Source organism: Enterobacter sp. HK-058-C-ECC (assembly GCF_047531125.1).
GTDB classification, from domain to species: domain Bacteria; phylum Pseudomonadota; class Gammaproteobacteria; order Enterobacterales; family Enterobacteriaceae; genus Enterobacter; species Enterobacter quasiroggenkampii.
Genome location: NZ_JBLKCH010000001.1, coordinates 143,848 through 158,233, shown reverse-complemented (window position 1 = coordinate 158,233; position 14,386 = coordinate 143,848). Strand labels below are relative to the sequence as shown.

The 14,386-nt window shown below is 54.7% G+C and carries 15 protein-coding genes; 10 read left to right on the top strand and 5 right to left on the bottom strand.

The genetic code is table 11. From position 1 onward, the window contains the following. Nucleotides 1–61 precede the first annotated feature (61 nt). Together rlmI and hspQ are read left to right on the top strand one after the other, a co-directional pair. Complete coding sequence (gene rlmI, locus ACMWJS_RS00700; RefSeq protein WP_045908360.1) at nt 62–1,252, top strand: 23S rRNA (cytosine(1962)-C(5))-methyltransferase RlmI; 1,191 nt, start codon at nt 62–64, stop codon at nt 1,250–1,252. Between the two features lie 60 nt (nt 1,253–1,312). Next, on the top strand, nt 1,313–1,630 hold the full coding sequence (hspQ, locus tag ACMWJS_RS00695) for a heat shock protein HspQ (protein ID WP_414746449.1): 318 nt from the start codon (nt 1,313–1,315) through the stop codon (nt 1,628–1,630). A 37-nt stretch (nt 1,631–1,667) separates the two neighbouring features. On the opposite strand, the gene ACMWJS_RS00690 is transcribed toward hspQ, so the two are convergent. Continuing rightward, nucleotides 1,668–2,081, bottom strand: a complete 414-nt coding sequence (locus ACMWJS_RS00690; protein WP_008499920.1) for a CoA-binding protein — start codon at nt 2,079–2,081, stop codon at nt 1,668–1,670. A 173-nt stretch (nt 2,082–2,254) separates the two neighbouring features. Between ACMWJS_RS00690 and csgI the strand changes: the two genes are divergently transcribed. Both csgI and mgsA read left to right on the top strand, forming a co-directional pair. Beyond that, on the top strand, nt 2,255–2,917 hold the full coding sequence (gene csgI / locus ACMWJS_RS00685; RefSeq protein ID WP_262750070.1) for a curli synthesis inhibitor: 663 nt from the start codon (nt 2,255–2,257) through the stop codon (nt 2,915–2,917). An 80-nt stretch (nt 2,918–2,997) separates the two neighbouring features. Then, the gene (gene mgsA, locus ACMWJS_RS00680; protein ID WP_008499922.1) at nt 2,998–3,456 is read left to right on the top strand and encodes a methylglyoxal synthase; all 459 of its coding nucleotides are present in this window, start codon (nt 2,998–3,000) and stop codon (nt 3,454–3,456) included. 59 nt (nt 3,457–3,515) lie between these two features. Here mgsA and helD read toward each other — a convergent pair whose 3' ends face one another. Next, the gene (gene helD, locus ACMWJS_RS00675) at nt 3,516–5,570 is read right to left on the bottom strand and encodes a DNA helicase IV (protein ID WP_414746448.1); all 2,055 of its coding nucleotides are present in this window, start codon (nt 5,568–5,570) and stop codon (nt 3,516–3,518) included. A gap of 123 nt (nt 5,571–5,693) precedes the next feature. On the opposite strand from helD, the gene ACMWJS_RS00670 reads away from it, so the two are divergent. Both ACMWJS_RS00670 and yccS read left to right on the top strand, forming a co-directional pair. Beyond that, a complete protein-coding gene (locus ACMWJS_RS00670; RefSeq protein WP_023343701.1) occupies nt 5,694–6,140 on the top strand; it encodes a YccF domain-containing protein in 447 nt (148 codons plus the stop codon). Between the two features lie 19 nt (nt 6,141–6,159). Beyond that, a complete protein-coding gene (gene yccS, locus ACMWJS_RS00665) occupies nt 6,160–8,322 on the top strand; it encodes a YccS family putative transporter (protein ID WP_414746447.1) in 2,163 nt (720 codons plus the stop codon). Here the strand turns inward: yccS and ACMWJS_RS00660 are convergent. Then, entirely contained in the window at nt 8,279–8,905 is a 627-nt protein-coding gene (locus tag ACMWJS_RS00660) for a TfoX/Sxy family DNA transformation protein (protein WP_023618860.1), read from the bottom strand. The genes yccS and ACMWJS_RS00660 overlap by 44 nt on opposite strands. A 217-nt stretch (nt 8,906–9,122) precedes the next feature. Between ACMWJS_RS00660 and sulA the strand changes: the two genes are divergently transcribed. Beyond that, the gene (sulA, locus tag ACMWJS_RS00655) at nt 9,123–9,644 is read left to right on the top strand and encodes an SOS-induced cell division inhibitor SulA (protein ID WP_414746653.1); all 522 of its coding nucleotides are present in this window, start codon (nt 9,123–9,125) and stop codon (nt 9,642–9,644) included. 354 nt (nt 9,645–9,998) lie between these two features. Then, nucleotides 9,999–11,054: a porin OmpA gene (gene ompA, locus ACMWJS_RS00650; RefSeq protein ID WP_008499928.1), complete on the top strand. Its 1,056-nt coding sequence runs from the start codon at nt 9,999–10,001 to the stop codon at nt 11,052–11,054. A gap of 66 nt (nt 11,055–11,120) precedes the next feature. Here ompA and matP read toward each other — a convergent pair whose 3' ends face one another. After that, nucleotides 11,121–11,573 (bottom strand): macrodomain Ter protein MatP, encoded by a 453-nt coding sequence (gene matP / locus ACMWJS_RS00645; protein WP_008499929.1) that lies wholly within the window; start codon nt 11,571–11,573, stop codon nt 11,121–11,123. Nucleotides 11,574–11,759: 186 nt separating this feature from the next. On the opposite strand from matP, the gene ACMWJS_RS00640 reads away from it, so the two are divergent. Continuing rightward, the gene (locus ACMWJS_RS00640) at nt 11,760–13,520 is read left to right on the top strand and encodes an AAA family ATPase (RefSeq protein ID WP_414746446.1); all 1,761 of its coding nucleotides are present in this window, start codon (nt 11,760–11,762) and stop codon (nt 13,518–13,520) included. Nucleotides 13,521–13,588: 68 nt separating this feature from the next. Next, on the top strand, nt 13,589–14,107 hold the full coding sequence (gene fabA, locus ACMWJS_RS00635) for a 3-hydroxyacyl-[acyl-carrier-protein] dehydratase FabA (RefSeq protein WP_008499931.1): 519 nt from the start codon (nt 13,589–13,591) through the stop codon (nt 14,105–14,107). 71 nt (nt 14,108–14,178) lie between these two features. On the opposite strand, the gene rmf is transcribed toward fabA, so the two are convergent. After that, nucleotides 14,179–14,346 carry a ribosome modulation factor gene (gene rmf / locus ACMWJS_RS00630; RefSeq protein WP_013097261.1) on the bottom strand — a complete coding sequence of 56 codons (168 nt, stop codon included), beginning with the start codon at nt 14,344–14,346 and terminating at the stop codon, nt 14,179–14,181. Between the last annotated feature and the right edge of the window lie 40 nt (nt 14,347–14,386).

Here is a 14,386-nt window from a genome sequence, read left to right as displayed (position 1 = left end):
TGATCCGTTTTGATGTGCTACTCTACGCGCCATTTCCCTGAAATCGACAGAACAGCAAATTATGAGTGTACGTTTAGTGTTAGCCAAAGGGCGCGAGAAATCATTACTGCGCCGTCATCCCTGGGTCTTTTCCGGCGCGGTTGCCCGTATGGAAGGCAAAGCCAGCCTCGGTGAAACCATTGATATCGTGGACCACCAGGGGAAATGGTTAGCGCGAGGTGCTTACTCGCCAGCGTCCCAGATCCGTGCCCGCGTCTGGACCTTCGATAAAGACGAAACCATCGACATCGACTTCTTCGTGCGTCGTCTGCAGCAGGCGCAGCAGTGGCGTGAGTGGCTGGCAAAACGCGACGGGCTGGACAGCTACCGCCTGATTGCCGGTGAGTCCGACGGTCTGCCGGGCGTGACCATCGATCGCTTCGGTAACTTCCTGGTGCTACAGCTTCTGAGCGCCGGGGCGGAATACCAGCGCGCTGCGCTGATTAGCGCCCTGCAAACGCTGTTCCCGCAGTGCGCCATTTACGACCGCAGCGATGTGGCGGTGCGCAAAAAAGAGGGCATGGAGCTGACCCAGGGTCCGGTCACGGGTGAACTGCCGCCTGCCCTGCTGCCGATTGAAGAGCACGGCATGAAGCTGCTGGTGGATATTCAGGGCGGGCACAAAACGGGTTATTACCTCGACCAGCGCGACAGTCGTCTGGCTACGCGTCAGTACGTTGCCGACAAACGCGTGCTCAACTGCTTCTCCTACACCGGTGGTTTCGCCGTTTCGGCGCTGATGGGCGGCTGTGCCCAGGTGGTTAGCGTGGATACCTCGCAGGAAGCGCTGGACGTGGCAAAACAAAACGTCGAGCTGAATAAGCTGGATCTGAGCAAAGCCGAATTTATACGTGACGACGTCTTCAAGCTGCTGCGTAAATATCGCGATCAGGGCGAGAAGTTCGACGTCATCGTGATGGATCCGCCAAAGTTTGTGGAAAACAAAAGCCAGCTGATGGGCGCGTGCCGTGGGTATAAAGATATCAACATGCTGGCCATCCAGCTGCTGAATCCGGGCGGGGTTCTGCTCACCTTCTCCTGCTCCGGCCTGATGACCACAGATTTATTTCAGAAAATCATCGCCGATGCCGCAATAGATGCTGGCCGTGATGTACAATTTATAGAGCAGTTCCGTCAGGCAGCCGATCACCCCGTGATTGCTACCTACCCGGAAGGACTGTATCTGAAAGGGTTTGCCTGTCGCGTCATGTAACTTGAAAAGAGAAATATTGCCCGCACATAACGTGTAAGTCGTATTTCCCGGGAGGTGACTATGATTGCCAGCAAATTCGGTATCGGCCAGCAGGTCCGCCACACTTTGCTCGGGTATTTGGGTGTGGTCGTGGATATCGACCCGGAGTATTCCCTTGATGAACCGTCAGCAGACGAACTGGCGGTGAGCGCAGAGCTTCGCGCCGCGCCCTGGTACCATGTGGTGATGGAGGGGGATGATGGACAACCCGTTCACACCTATCTTGCTGAAGCGCAGCTCAGCGGCGAGCTGCAGGAAGAGCATCCGGAGCAACCGACTATGGATGAACTTGCTCAGACTATCCGCAAACAGTTACAGGCTCCGCGCCTGCGGAACTAAGCGTGTAAAAAAAGCCCGATGAACGGGCTTTTTTTTATTATTTCGCCAGCCCCAGACGGGGGATGTCGATCGCCGGACAGCGATCCATGACGACGTTTAACCCCGCATCCCGCGCCAGCACCGCAGCCTGCTCGTTAATCACGCCCAGCTGCATCCACAGCGTTTTCGCCCCGACGGCAATAGCGTCCTGCGCCACTTCCCACGCCGCCTCAGAGTTTCGGAAGACATCAACCATATCAATTTTTTCCGGCACGTCAGCGAGCGTGGCATAACCCTGCTGGCCCAGTAAGGTTTTCCCCGCCACTTTTGGCGAGACCGGGATGACGTGGTAGCCCTGATCGAGAAGGTATTTCATCACCCGATAGCTTGGACGATCGGGTTTATCGCTCGCGCCCACCAGCGCAATGGTACGCGTGGATGTCAGAATCTCGGCAATATCGTTCTCTTTCATGGTTTTTCTCCTGGCTTTTTTAAAAGTGTACGCCAAACCGCACATCTCAACCATCCATCCCATACCGACGCATGAGGGCAAAACGGCGAAATATGTCTATATGTTAGTAAACATGATTCTCGAAAAATTTAGATACATTAATGCGGCGACAGGATTTCTGACGGGAGCCTTCTATGAAAACCGGTATTGCCACTGCTCTGATTGCGTTAGTGATGCCGGTCTGCGTTTTTGCTACCACGCTCCGGCTCTCTACCGATATTGATCTCCTGGTACTGGACGGAAAAAAGGTCTCCAGTTCCTTATTGCGCGGTGCGGACAGCATCGAATTGGATAACGGGCCGCATCAGCTGGTATTCCGGGTGGAAAAATCGATCGGTCTGGCGAATCACGAGCAAAGGATGTATATCTCCCCGCCGCTGATTGTCAGCTTTAATACCCGGCAAATCAGTCAGGTCAACATTACCCTGCCTCGTATTGAAACGGAGAAAGAATCGGCGGCCTTCGACGCGTCCCCCCGCATTGAACTGCTGGACGGGGATGCGATGCCGATTCCGGTGAAGCTTGATATTCTGGCGCTGACGACCTCACCGAAAGGTCCGGACTACGAGGCCGCGACGCAGACCTATAACAAAGCGGGTAAACGCGCGTCGCTTCCTCAGTTTGCCACCATGATGGCTGACGACAGTACGCTGCTTTCCGGCGTCTCAGAACTGGACGTCATTCCTCCCCAGTCCCAGACCCTGACAGAACAACGCCTTAAATTCTGGTTCCAGCAGGCCGATGCCGACACGCGGGCCCGATTTTTACAGTGGGCAAAACAACAACCTTCATCATAAGCCACATTTTTTACGCCTTTCTCTTGCAGCGTCAAACGGTTCCCGTCATCGTGTAGGCAGTTAACCTGATGGATATGATTATGGAACTGACAACACGCACGCTCCCAGAACGCAAACACATTGCTCTGGTGGCGCACGATCACTGTAAACAAATGCTGCTTAACTGGGTTCGCCGCCATCAGTCTTTGCTGGAAAAGCACGCCCTGTCGGCAACCGGCACTACCGGTAACCTGATCCAGCGCGAAACGGGTCTGGAGGTGAACGCCATGCTGAGCGGCCCGATGGGTGGCGATCAGCAGGTCGGCGCGCAGATCTCCGAAGGGAAGATTGATGTGCTGATCTTCTTCTGGGATCCGCTGAACGCGGTTCCGCACGACCCGGATGTCAAAGCCCTGCTGCGTCTGGCGACGGTGTGGAATATTCCGGTGGCGACAAACCTCTCGACGGCGGATTTCATCATCGAATCGCCGCAGTTTAACTCGCCGGTAGATATCCTTATTCCGGACTATCAGCGTTATCTTTCAGAGAGATTGAAGTAGCTTTTTTTGCCGGGTGGCGGCTACGCCTTACCCGGCCTACCCATCCTTGCCCGTCTTCGTTAAGGCTTCCGCGCCACCGGCACATCAATACTCTTCAAAATATCGACAAACACGGATGGCTCCTCTTTATTGAACAGCAGCCACACGCGATGGCGCGCGCGGGTCATGGCCACATACAGCAAACGCCGCTCTTCGGCATCCGGGAAGTCTTCCGGCACCGGCAGCAAGGCCTGCTCCATGACCGACTCGCGGGCCGGAGCCGGGAAACCGTCGCTGCCCTCTTTCAGCCCCATGACAATCACATAGTCGGCCTGCTGCCCTTTGCTGGCGTGAATCGTCATAAATTCAAGCTGCAGCTTCGGCCAGCGGGTGGCCGCTTTTTCCAGCGCCTCGGGTTTGAGGTGATGGTAACGCGCCAGCACCAGGATACGCTCATCGGGCTTCGCGTAACCGCTGAGCTTGTCCAGCAGCGGTTCCAGCTGATCGTCCGCCAGCAGGGTCACGGCTTTTTTATCCCCTGGCCGCAGACTATTGAGCGGTTTTGCCAGCTGATGCGGGTTCTGCTGGATAAAGCGGTTGGCAATTTCACCAATCCGTGAATTGAAGCGGTAGGTCGTGTCCAGATCGCTGCGATCGCCTTCGCCAAAATAGTGGTGGAATGCGGTCGTCAGCGAAAGCTGAGCCCCGCTGAAGCGATAGATGGCCTGCCAGTCATCCCCCACCGCAAACAGCGAGGTATGCTTATTTTGCGCCCGCAGCGCTGAGAGCAATGCTGCACGCTGCGGAGAGATGTCCTGGAACTCATCCACCAGAATATGCTTCCACGGACTGACAAAACGCCCCTTCTCAAGAATGATGATGGCCTGATGGATCAGGCCGGAAAAATCGACGGCATTTTCCGCTTTCAGCGCGGTTTTCCAGGCCTTCAGCAGCGGCGCCATCAGCTTGACCCGCTTCGAAAACAGATCGCGGATCGCCTCCGGCGCGCTTTCAATCATCTCTGCCTGCGTTCCGCCGTGCATTCGCATCAGGCTGACCCAGCGGTCAAGCCGTGAACCCAGCCGACGCGCCAGTTTGTCATCCTGCCAGAAGCTGCCTTCCGGCACGTCCCAGCTGAGCTCCTCCTCGAGCCACTGACGCCATCCTTTCGCCTGCGCCTTTTTCTCACTGCACTGCTGGCGCCACGTTTTGATAAACAGCGCCTGACGCGCCTGCGCGTCGTTTTCCAGCTTACTGATAGCAGGCACTTTTTTACTGCCCTGCTGAATAATATGCAGGGCAAGGGCATGGAAGGTTCTGGCCGTGATATCCCGGGTATGCAGACGTTCCTGGATCCGTTCGTCCATCTCCTGGGCCGCCTTGCGACCAAAGGCCAGAAGCAGAATTTGATCGGCGACCGCTTCCCCGGTCGTCAGCAGCCAGCCGGCACGGGCCACCAGCACCGACGTTTTACCGCTACCGGCCCCCGCCAGCACCAGCAGCGACTGCTCGCCGTTAACCACCGCGCGCGCCTGGGCCGGGTTGAGCGGCGAAGACTCCACCGTACTGAAAAAGTCGGCGTATTGGGTGAGCATGGCGTCCGTCCAGGCCTGATTATGGGCGAGCCGGCTTTTATCCTTATCATTCAGCCAGGCCTGGCACTGGCGCCAGGCGTCGCGACAGTTGTCAAACTCCTCGAGACGCGTCACGGAGATCGGCAGCGCCGAGAGTGCCTGCCGGATTTTTTGCTGTAGCCCGGCGGTCTGCTGACGGGTGAGCCACGAATGCTGCGCGTTGCTTTGCGCGATATCGTCCAGCACCTTCTGAAGCACCCCGGCGGCAATCACGCTCATATCCTGACTCCACCGCTGCCAGAGCGCGTTCAGGTGATGATGAAAACGCTGGGTTTCTGCCCACTCGGTGCCGTGAAGACGCACGACTTTATCGTCAGGCAGTACGAACTCCAGTTCGCCCCACACCAGCCCGCGTTTGCAGTGGATAGCCAGAAGCTGATTAAACGGAATAAGGTATTCGTGGCGTTCTCCGGAGACTTTTACCCCGGCATTGAGGAGAACCACCCTGTCATAAGGGTGTTGCGCCAGACGTTTGCCTAACGACGTTGCTTTCAGTTCCATGTTCCGCCAAATCCACGAAGAGATAATTTACCTGACAGTGTAACTGCCAGTTTTAAGGTGCTCCAGCCTAAAAAAACGTTACAATCATTGGGCGTTAATTTTATCGAAAGGAAGTGAGGGTTTATGCGTACCGTTCTGAATGTGTTGAATTTTGTGCTGGGCGGTTTTGCCACCACCCTTTCCTGGCTTTTTGCCACGCTGGTGAGCATCGTCCTGATTTTTACGCTCCCCCTGACCCGCTCCTGCTGGGAAATCACAAAACTCTCCTTCGTCCCCTACGGGAATGAAGCCATCCACGTTGACGAGCTGAATCCGGAGAACAAAAACGCCCTGATGAATACGGGCGGAACCCTGCTGAACATTCTGTGGCTGATTTTCTTCGGCTGGTGGCTCTGCATCATGCATATTTTTGCGGGGATTGCGCAGTGCATCACGATTATTGGTATTCCGGTTGGGATCGCGAACTTTAAGATCGCCGCGATCGCTCTTTGGCCCGTCGGGCGCAGGGTTGTTCCGGTCGAAGTGGCCCAGGCGGCGCGTGAAGCCAATGCGCGTCGTCGTTTTCAGTAACTAAGGACTGGCCGCGTTTATGCTAAGCCCACTGCTTCGCCGTTATACCTGGAACAGCACCTGGCTTTATAACGTCAGGATATTTATCGCGCTTTGCGGCACGGTTGCCCTGCCCTGGTGGCTGAATGATGTCAAACTCACCATCCCACTCACGCTGGGCGTTGTGGCCGGGGCGCTGGCGGACCTGGACGATCGTCTGGCCGGGCGTTTACGTAACCTGGTCATCACGCTCGTCTGCTTTTTTATTGCATCAGCGTCCGTTGAGTTACTTTTCCCTTGGCCCTGGCTGTTTGCCCTGGGTCTGACGCTCTCAACCAGCGGGTTTATTTTGCTGGGCGGCCTTGGGCAGCGCTATGCCACTATCGCGTTTGGCGCCCTGCTGATCGCCATCTACACCATGCTGGGCGCATCCCTCTACGACCAGTGGTACCAGCAGCCGGTTCTGCTGTTGCTCGGTGCCATCTGGTATAACCTGCTGACCTTAACCGGTCATCTGCTCTTCCCGGTTCGCCCTCTGCAGGACAACCTTGCCCGCAGCTTTGAGCAGCTAGCCCACTATCTGGAACTGAAATCCCGGCTGTTCGACCCGGATATCGAGGAAGAAAGCCAGGCGCCGCTCTACGATCTGGCGCTGGCTAATGGCCAGCTGGTTGCCACCCTCAACCAGACAAAAGCCTCTCTGCTGACCCGTCTGCGCGGCGATCGTGGTCAGCGCGGAACGCGAAGAACCTTGCACTACTATTTTGCCGCCCAGGACATTCATGAACGTGCCAGCTCCTCACACGTGCAGTATGCCGCCCTGCGCGAGAAGTTCCGCTATAGCGACGTGATGTTCCGCTTCCAGCGCCTGCTGTCCATGCAGTCCCAGGCGTGCCAGCAGCTCTCGCGCTCCATTCTGCTGCGCACGCCCTATCAGCATGACCCACGTTTTGAACGCGTCTTCAGCCATCTTGACGCGGCGCTCGACCGCGTTCAGGCCAGCGGAACGTCACCGGAACACATCAAAGCGCTGGGCTTTCTGCTGAACAACCTGCGGGCGATTGACGCACAGCTGGCGACCATTGAGTCCGAGCAGGCGATGGCACTTCCGGCCAGTGAAGTGGACAATCAGCTTGCTGATGACAGCGTGCACAGTTTTAGCGATATGTGGCTTCGCCTGAGCCGCAACTTTACCCCAGAGTCGGCTCTCTTCCGCCACGCGGTGAGAATGTCGCTGGTGCTCTGCGTCGGGTATGCCTTTATCCAGATAACCGGGCTGCATCATGGCTACTGGATCCTGCTGACCAGCCTGTTCGTCTGTCAGCCGAACTATAACGCCACCCGGCACCGTCTTGCGCTGCGCATTATCGGCACGCTGGTCGGCGTCGCAATCGGCCTGCCGGTGCTCTATTTCGTGCCTTCCGTCGAAGGGCAGCTGATTCTGATTGTGATCACCGGCGTGCTGTTTTTCGCGTTTCGCAACGTGCAGTACGCCCATGCCACCATGTTCATCACGCTGCTGGTGCTGCTCTGCTTTAATCTGTTGGGTGAAGGGTTTGAAGTCGCCCTGCCCCGCGTGATTGATACGCTGATTGGCTGCGCGATCGCCTGGGCCGCGGTCAGCTTTATCTGGCCGGACTGGCGTTTTCGCAATTTGCCGCGCGTGGTAGACAGGGCGATGAATGCCAACTGTCGTTACCTTGACGCTATTCTGGAGCAGTATCACCAGGGCCGCGATAACCGTCTGGCTTACCGGATAGCACGTCGCGACGCGCATAACAGTGATGCTGAACTGGCTTCCGTTGTCTCTAATATGTCAACGGAGCCACGCGCCACGGCAGAGATTCGTGAAACCGCGTTTCGCCTGCTTTGCCTTAACCATACGTTCACCAGCTATATTTCGACGCTGGGGGCCCACCGTGAGAAGCTCACCAACCCGGGAATTCTCAACCTCCTTGATGACGCCGTCTGCTATGTCGATGATGCACTGCATCACCGCCCAGCCGATGAACCGCGTGTGCAACAGGCTCTGGATGAACTGGCTCAACGCATTGCGCACCTTGACCCGGGAAACGACAGCAAAGCGCCGCTGGTTCTTCAGCAGATAGGCCTGCTTATCGCTCTGCTGCCTGAAATTTGTCGGCTGCAACAGCACATCGCTATCTGGAGGAACGACTCTCCTGTGGCTCAGGCAGCGCATTAAACCACTCCGTCAGCTCCCGGCGGATGCCTGCCGGGAGTGCCGCCTCATGCAGCCCTTCGATAGCCCCTTCCAGCGCAAACAGAACTTTAATACTGAGCGCTTTATTCTTTGCCCGCATCTTCAACCAGCTCGCTCTGGCGCCCAACGCCCGCAGCGTTTCTTCATTGGTGATACCGGCTTCAAAGAGCAAGACTTCAAGCTGAAAGGTCAGGTTCGGCAGATCCTTAAGACGGTTTCGTTGATGACGCTGGTAGCGCTCTTTCCTTGCCGCACTGAGCGCAAACGAGGAGAGCTGAAGCAACCGCTCCCTGTCCTGCCATAATCCGTCATCCACACGATAATAGTTGAGCAGCACCGGGCGGCCTCGCTTCATCAACGTCAAAAAGGAGGAGGCGTTTTTTACACAGTATTTTGCACTCTCCTCACACGCACGAAGATAAAGTTCGCCATCGGACACCATGGCAAAGACCGCATCATCCACCGCCAGGGTGTAGCCGCCAAACAGCGCGCGATGATGAATCTCGCCCAACGGGGACAGGTATTCCTGGGATTTATAAATCCGTTCATAAGATATCTTTTTCATGATATTTCCCTTCAGAATCATAGACTAACAACAAAATTTCTTACTAGCGGATCCGTTAGCAGGAAAATAGGCAACTTATCGTCATTGAGCAAGATGATTTTTCGAGGGGCATCAAGATTGAATGAATTTTGCGAGTCGCTTTCCGAAAATGAGGTTGATCTTTGGGCATACAGGAGTTACTGTATATCCATACAGTAACTACAGGGCTGGAATGAATATGCACACTTCAGGCTATGCAAATCGCGCAATCTCTCTCTCTTCTGCCGCAGGCAATGTCGCGCAGAATTCCGTCGAGCGTGTTTCCACAGGGATTATCAGTGAAGTGGTTTATCGTGAAGACCAGCCCTTGTTAACGCAACTTCTGTTACTACCGTTATTACAACAGCTCGGTCAGCAATCGCGCTGGCAGCTTTGGCTCACGCCTCAGCAAAAGCTGAGCCGCGAGTGGGTTCAGTCCGCCGGCCTTCCGCTGACCAAGGTCATGCAGATTAATCAGCTCTCGCCTTGCGATACCGTTGAGTCGATGATCCGCGCGTTACGCACAGGGAATTACAGCGTGGTGATTGGCTGGTTACCGGAAGAGTTGACGGAAGAGTTGACGGAAGAGGAACATTTCCGCCTGACTGAAGCTGCTGAAGAAGGGAATGCGATCGGGTTCATTATGCGTCCGGTTCGATCGGATTCTTACCGCAGAGGACAACTTTCTGGGCTAAAAATTCACTCAAATTTGTATCATTGAGTGAAATTAAGATTTTTCCTGGAATTTTTTTTGACCGCAAGATGAGGTTTTAGTTCCCGACCTCAAAATTGCGGCAAGGCTTGTCTGGTGCGGTTCTCCTTAATTTTATTGCACAAAATTCGTTCGAAAAATGTTAAATAATCGGTATACGGAACTTTTTTTTTCATATGCCTGACGGACTTCACACTTGTAAGTTTTCAGCTACGTTGTAGACTTTACATCGCCAGGGGTGCTCGGCCTAAGCCGAAGATATCGGTAGATTTATATTTGACCACGCCCCCCGGTGAAGGATTTAACCGTGATTCTCTCTTGAGACTTTCATGGCGAATTTTGGATGATAACGAGGCGCAAAAAATGAAAAAGACAGCTATCGCGATTGCAGTGGCACTGGCTGGCTTCGCTACCGTAGCGCAGGCCGCTCCGAAAGATAATACCTGGTATGCAGGTGGTAAACTGGGCTGGTCTCAGTTCCACGACACTGGCTGGTACAACAGCAGCCTGAACAATGATGGCCCAACTCACGAGAGCCAGCTTGGTGCAGGTGCGTTCGGTGGCTATCAGGTTAACCCGTATGTTGGTTTTGAAATGGGTTACGACTGGTTAGGTCGTATGCCATACAAAGGCGACACCGTAAACGGCGCTTTCAAAGCACAGGGCGTTCAGCTGACCGCTAAACTGGGTTACCCAGTAACTGACGATCTGGACGTGTACACCCGTCTGGGCGGCATGGTATGGCGCGCTGACTCCAGCAACAGCATCGCTGGCGACGACCATGACACCGGTGTTTCCCCAGTATTCGCTGGTGGCGTTGAGTGGGCTATGACCCGTGACATCGCTACCCGTCTGGAATACCAGTGGGTTAACAACATCGGCGACGGCAACACCGTTGGTGTTCGTCCAGACAACGGCATGCTGAGCGTAGGTGTTTCCTACCGTTTCGGCCAGCAGGAAGAAGCAGCACCAGTTGTTGCTCCAGCGCCGGCTCCAGCTCCAGAAGTACAGACCAAGCACTTCACTCTGAAGTCTGACGTTCTGTTCAACTTCAACAAAGCGACTCTGAAACCAGAAGGCCAGCAGGCACTGGATCAGCTGTACACCCAGCTGAGCAACCTGGATCCTAAAGACGGTTCTGTAGTGGTTCTGGGCTTCACCGACCGTATCGGTTCTGACGCTTACAACCAGAAACTGTCTGAGAAACGTGCTCAGTCTGTTGTTGATTACCTGATCTCTAAAGGTATCCCAGCTAACAAGATCTCCCCACGTGGTATGGGCGAATCTAACCCAGTTACTGGCAACACCTGTGACAACGTGAAAGCTCGCGCTGCACTGATCGACTGCCTGGCTCCAGATCGTCGCGTAGAGATCGAAGTTAAAGGCATCAAAGACGTTGTAACTCAGCCAGCGGCATAAGTTATCGTCTTATAAAAAAACCCCGCAATGCGGGGTTTTTTATTGTCTGAAGAAAAGTAAAAAAATCTACTTTTTACCCAACAGCGCCTGAAGGTCGTTCTTCAGTGTCGACATCTGGTTGGCGTATTTCTCTTTATGTTCTGCATCCTCAATCAGCTGCACGATGGTTTCCGACAGCGTTTTGCCCCGTCGTTGTGCCAGCCCGGCCAGGCGCTGCCAGACAACAAATTCCAGGTCGATTGATTTTTTGCGCGTGTGCTGATGCTCAGCATTAAAATGCCGTTTGCGTCGCGCACGGATAGTTTGCTTCATCCGGTTTAACAAGGCAGGATTGATGTGTTTCTCAATCCAGCCGTTAACCTGTACCGGTTCATTTTCGAGGGTCAGCAAAATATCCACGGCTTCTTGTGCAGCGCTGGCTTCGATGTAGCAGGTGATCAGCTCCCCTTCACGGTGCTTTTTGACCAGGTACTTCCATTTCCAGCCGCTTTCGAGATTTTCCAGTTGTTGATATTTCATTGCGATCTCAGTGTTACCACGTAACTCTGTTCAGAATATCAGTTTTTTAGCAATCTGCTGAAAAGAAATCATATCCTGTGAGTGAATGCAGCCAATCACCCTGTCGAAATCCCCAATCCTGCTTGGGTACAGCCCCCCGCTTACGGTATACTCCACGCTTTTACATCTGACTAAAAAACATCAACTTTGACCATTACGAAACTTGCATGGCGTGACCTTGTTCCGGATACCGAAAGTTATCAGGAACTGTTTGCACAGCCAGATCTCGCAAAAGAACACGAATTCATCCTTAGCGATACGCAGCCCCGTTTGCATTACGCGCTGGAGCAGGTATTAAGCCCATGGGCAACTGCGCCTTTTATGCTGCTCAAAGCCCCGGAAGAAGCGGAATACCTGACGTTGTTCGGGGATGCCGTGCGTCAGTTAAAGCCGGAAGCGAATGCCGTTTTTGGCGGCCAGTATCGTATTACGGGACATGATGTCACTTTCGAACCGGCGGCACAGGCCGACGGTCGTTTTGCCGCCAAGGGCGAGGTGATTACCGCGAACTGGGTCGAGGCAGAACAACTCTTTGGTTGTCTGCGCCAGTTTAACGGCGAGCTTTCGCTGCAGCCGGGGCTGGTACATCGCGCAAATGGCGGTGTTCTGATTATCTCACTGCGTACCCTGCTCTCGCAGCCGCTGCTGTGGATGCGTCTGAAAACCATCGTGCACCAGCAGCGTTTCGACTGGGTCGGCTACGATGAGTCCCGTCCTCTGCCCGTCTCTGTTCCGTCTATGCCGCTGTCGTTAACCGTCGTGCTGACGGGCGATCGTGAATCGCTGGCGGATTTCCAGGAAATGGAGCCGGAACTGGCTGAGCAGGCGGTATATAGCGAATACGAAGACAATATCCAGATTGCCGATGCCGACGATATGGCGCAGTGGTGTCAGTGGGTGATGGCCGTTGCCGAACGTTTTGCGCTGCCAACGCCTGCGGCTGACGCGTGGCCAGGCCTGATCCGCGAAGCGGTGCGCTATACCGGTGACCAGGAAACGCTGCCACTCTGCCCGCTCTGGATCGGCAAGCAGCTGCGTGAAGTGGGTGTGATTAGCGGTAACGGTGCGTTCACCGGAGAACAACTCACCCAGATGCTGGCTCAACGAGAGTGGCGAGAAGGCTATCTTGCTGACCGTATGCAGGATGAAATTCTGCTGGAACAAATTCTGGTGGAAACCGAAGGCGAACGCGTCGGGCAGATTAACGCCCTGTCGGTAATTGAATTTCCTGGCCATCCGCGCGCATTCGGGGAGCCGTCTCGTATCAGCTGCGTTGTGCATATTGGCGATGGCGAGTTTACCGATATCGAACGCAAAGCCGAGCTGGGCGGAAACATTCACGCCAAAGGCATGATGATCATGCAGGCGTTTTTAATGTCTGAACTGCAGCTTGAGCAACAGATCCCCTTCTCCGCCTCGCTGACGTTTGAGCAGTCCTACAGCGAAGTGGATGGCGATAGCGCCTCTATGGCTGAACTGTGCGCCTTAATCAGCGCCCTGGCGGAAGTGCCCATCAATCAGAACATCGCGATCACCGGTTCGGTGGATCAATTTGGTCGTGCGCAGCCTGTGGGTGGCCTCAACGAGAAAATTGAAGGCTTCTTCTCAATCTGTCAGCAGCGCGGTTTAAACGGCAAGCAGGGTGTGATTATTCCGGCTCCCAACGCACGCCATTTAAGCCTCAGTCAGGAGATCCTGGATGCGGTTGAACATGAGCAGTTCGCTATCTGGGCCATCGAAGGGATTGAGGATGCACTACCCTTACTGACAAACCTGGTATGGGATGGCGAAGGGCAAACCACCCTGATGCAGACTATCCAGGAGCGTATTGCTCAGGCGACACAGCAGGATGCTCGTCATCGTTATCCATGGCCGTTACGCTGGCTGGGCTGGTTTAGTTCGAACTGATCGGACTTGTTCAGCGTACACGTGTTAGCTATCCTGCGTCCTTCACTAAAATAAGGCTTACTGAGAACATGGTAGATAAACGCGAATCCTATACAAAAGAAGATCTTCTTGCCTCTGGTCGCGGTGAACTGTTTGGCGCGAAAGGCCCACAGTTACCGGCCCCGAACATGCTGATGATGGACCGTGTCGTGAAAATGACCGAAACCGGCGGCAACTTCGATAAGGGTTACGTAGAAGCAGAACTCGATATCAACCCGGACCTGTGGTTCTTCGGTTGCCACTTTATCGGCGATCCGGTAATGCCTGGCTGTCTGGGTCTGGATGCGATGTGGCAGCTGGTTGGCTTCTATCTTGGCTGGCTGGGTGGTGAAGGTAAAGGCCGCGCGCTGGGCGTAGGCGAAGTAAAATTCACCGGCCAGGTTCTGCCTACAGCGAAGAAAGTGACCTATCGTATTCACTTCAAGCGCATCGTTAACCGCCGCCTGATTATGGGCCTGGCTGATGGCGAAGTGCTGGTCGACGGTCGTCTGATCTATAGCGCAAGCGACCTGAAGGTTGGCCTGTTCCAGGACACGTCCGCGTTCTGATCGTGCTTTTTGCACCCCCGGAAAGGCGAAACCTCCGCATTGCGGAGGTTTCTTTTTTAAAAGAGACGTTATCAGGCTATGAGTGCCCTGTCGCCGATGGCTTCTCGCCAGCCTCCAAGCCATTGTGACCTTTGATTTATCGTCTGATAAGGACACATTTCTTTAGAACGTCCAGCGATGCCGGCCTGATAACCACGTTGATGAGCCCGTTCCAGGCGATCTCGTTTCTGTCTCTTCATGCCTCGTTTCCCTCATTCTTTTGTCTGGTGGAAAGAAAAC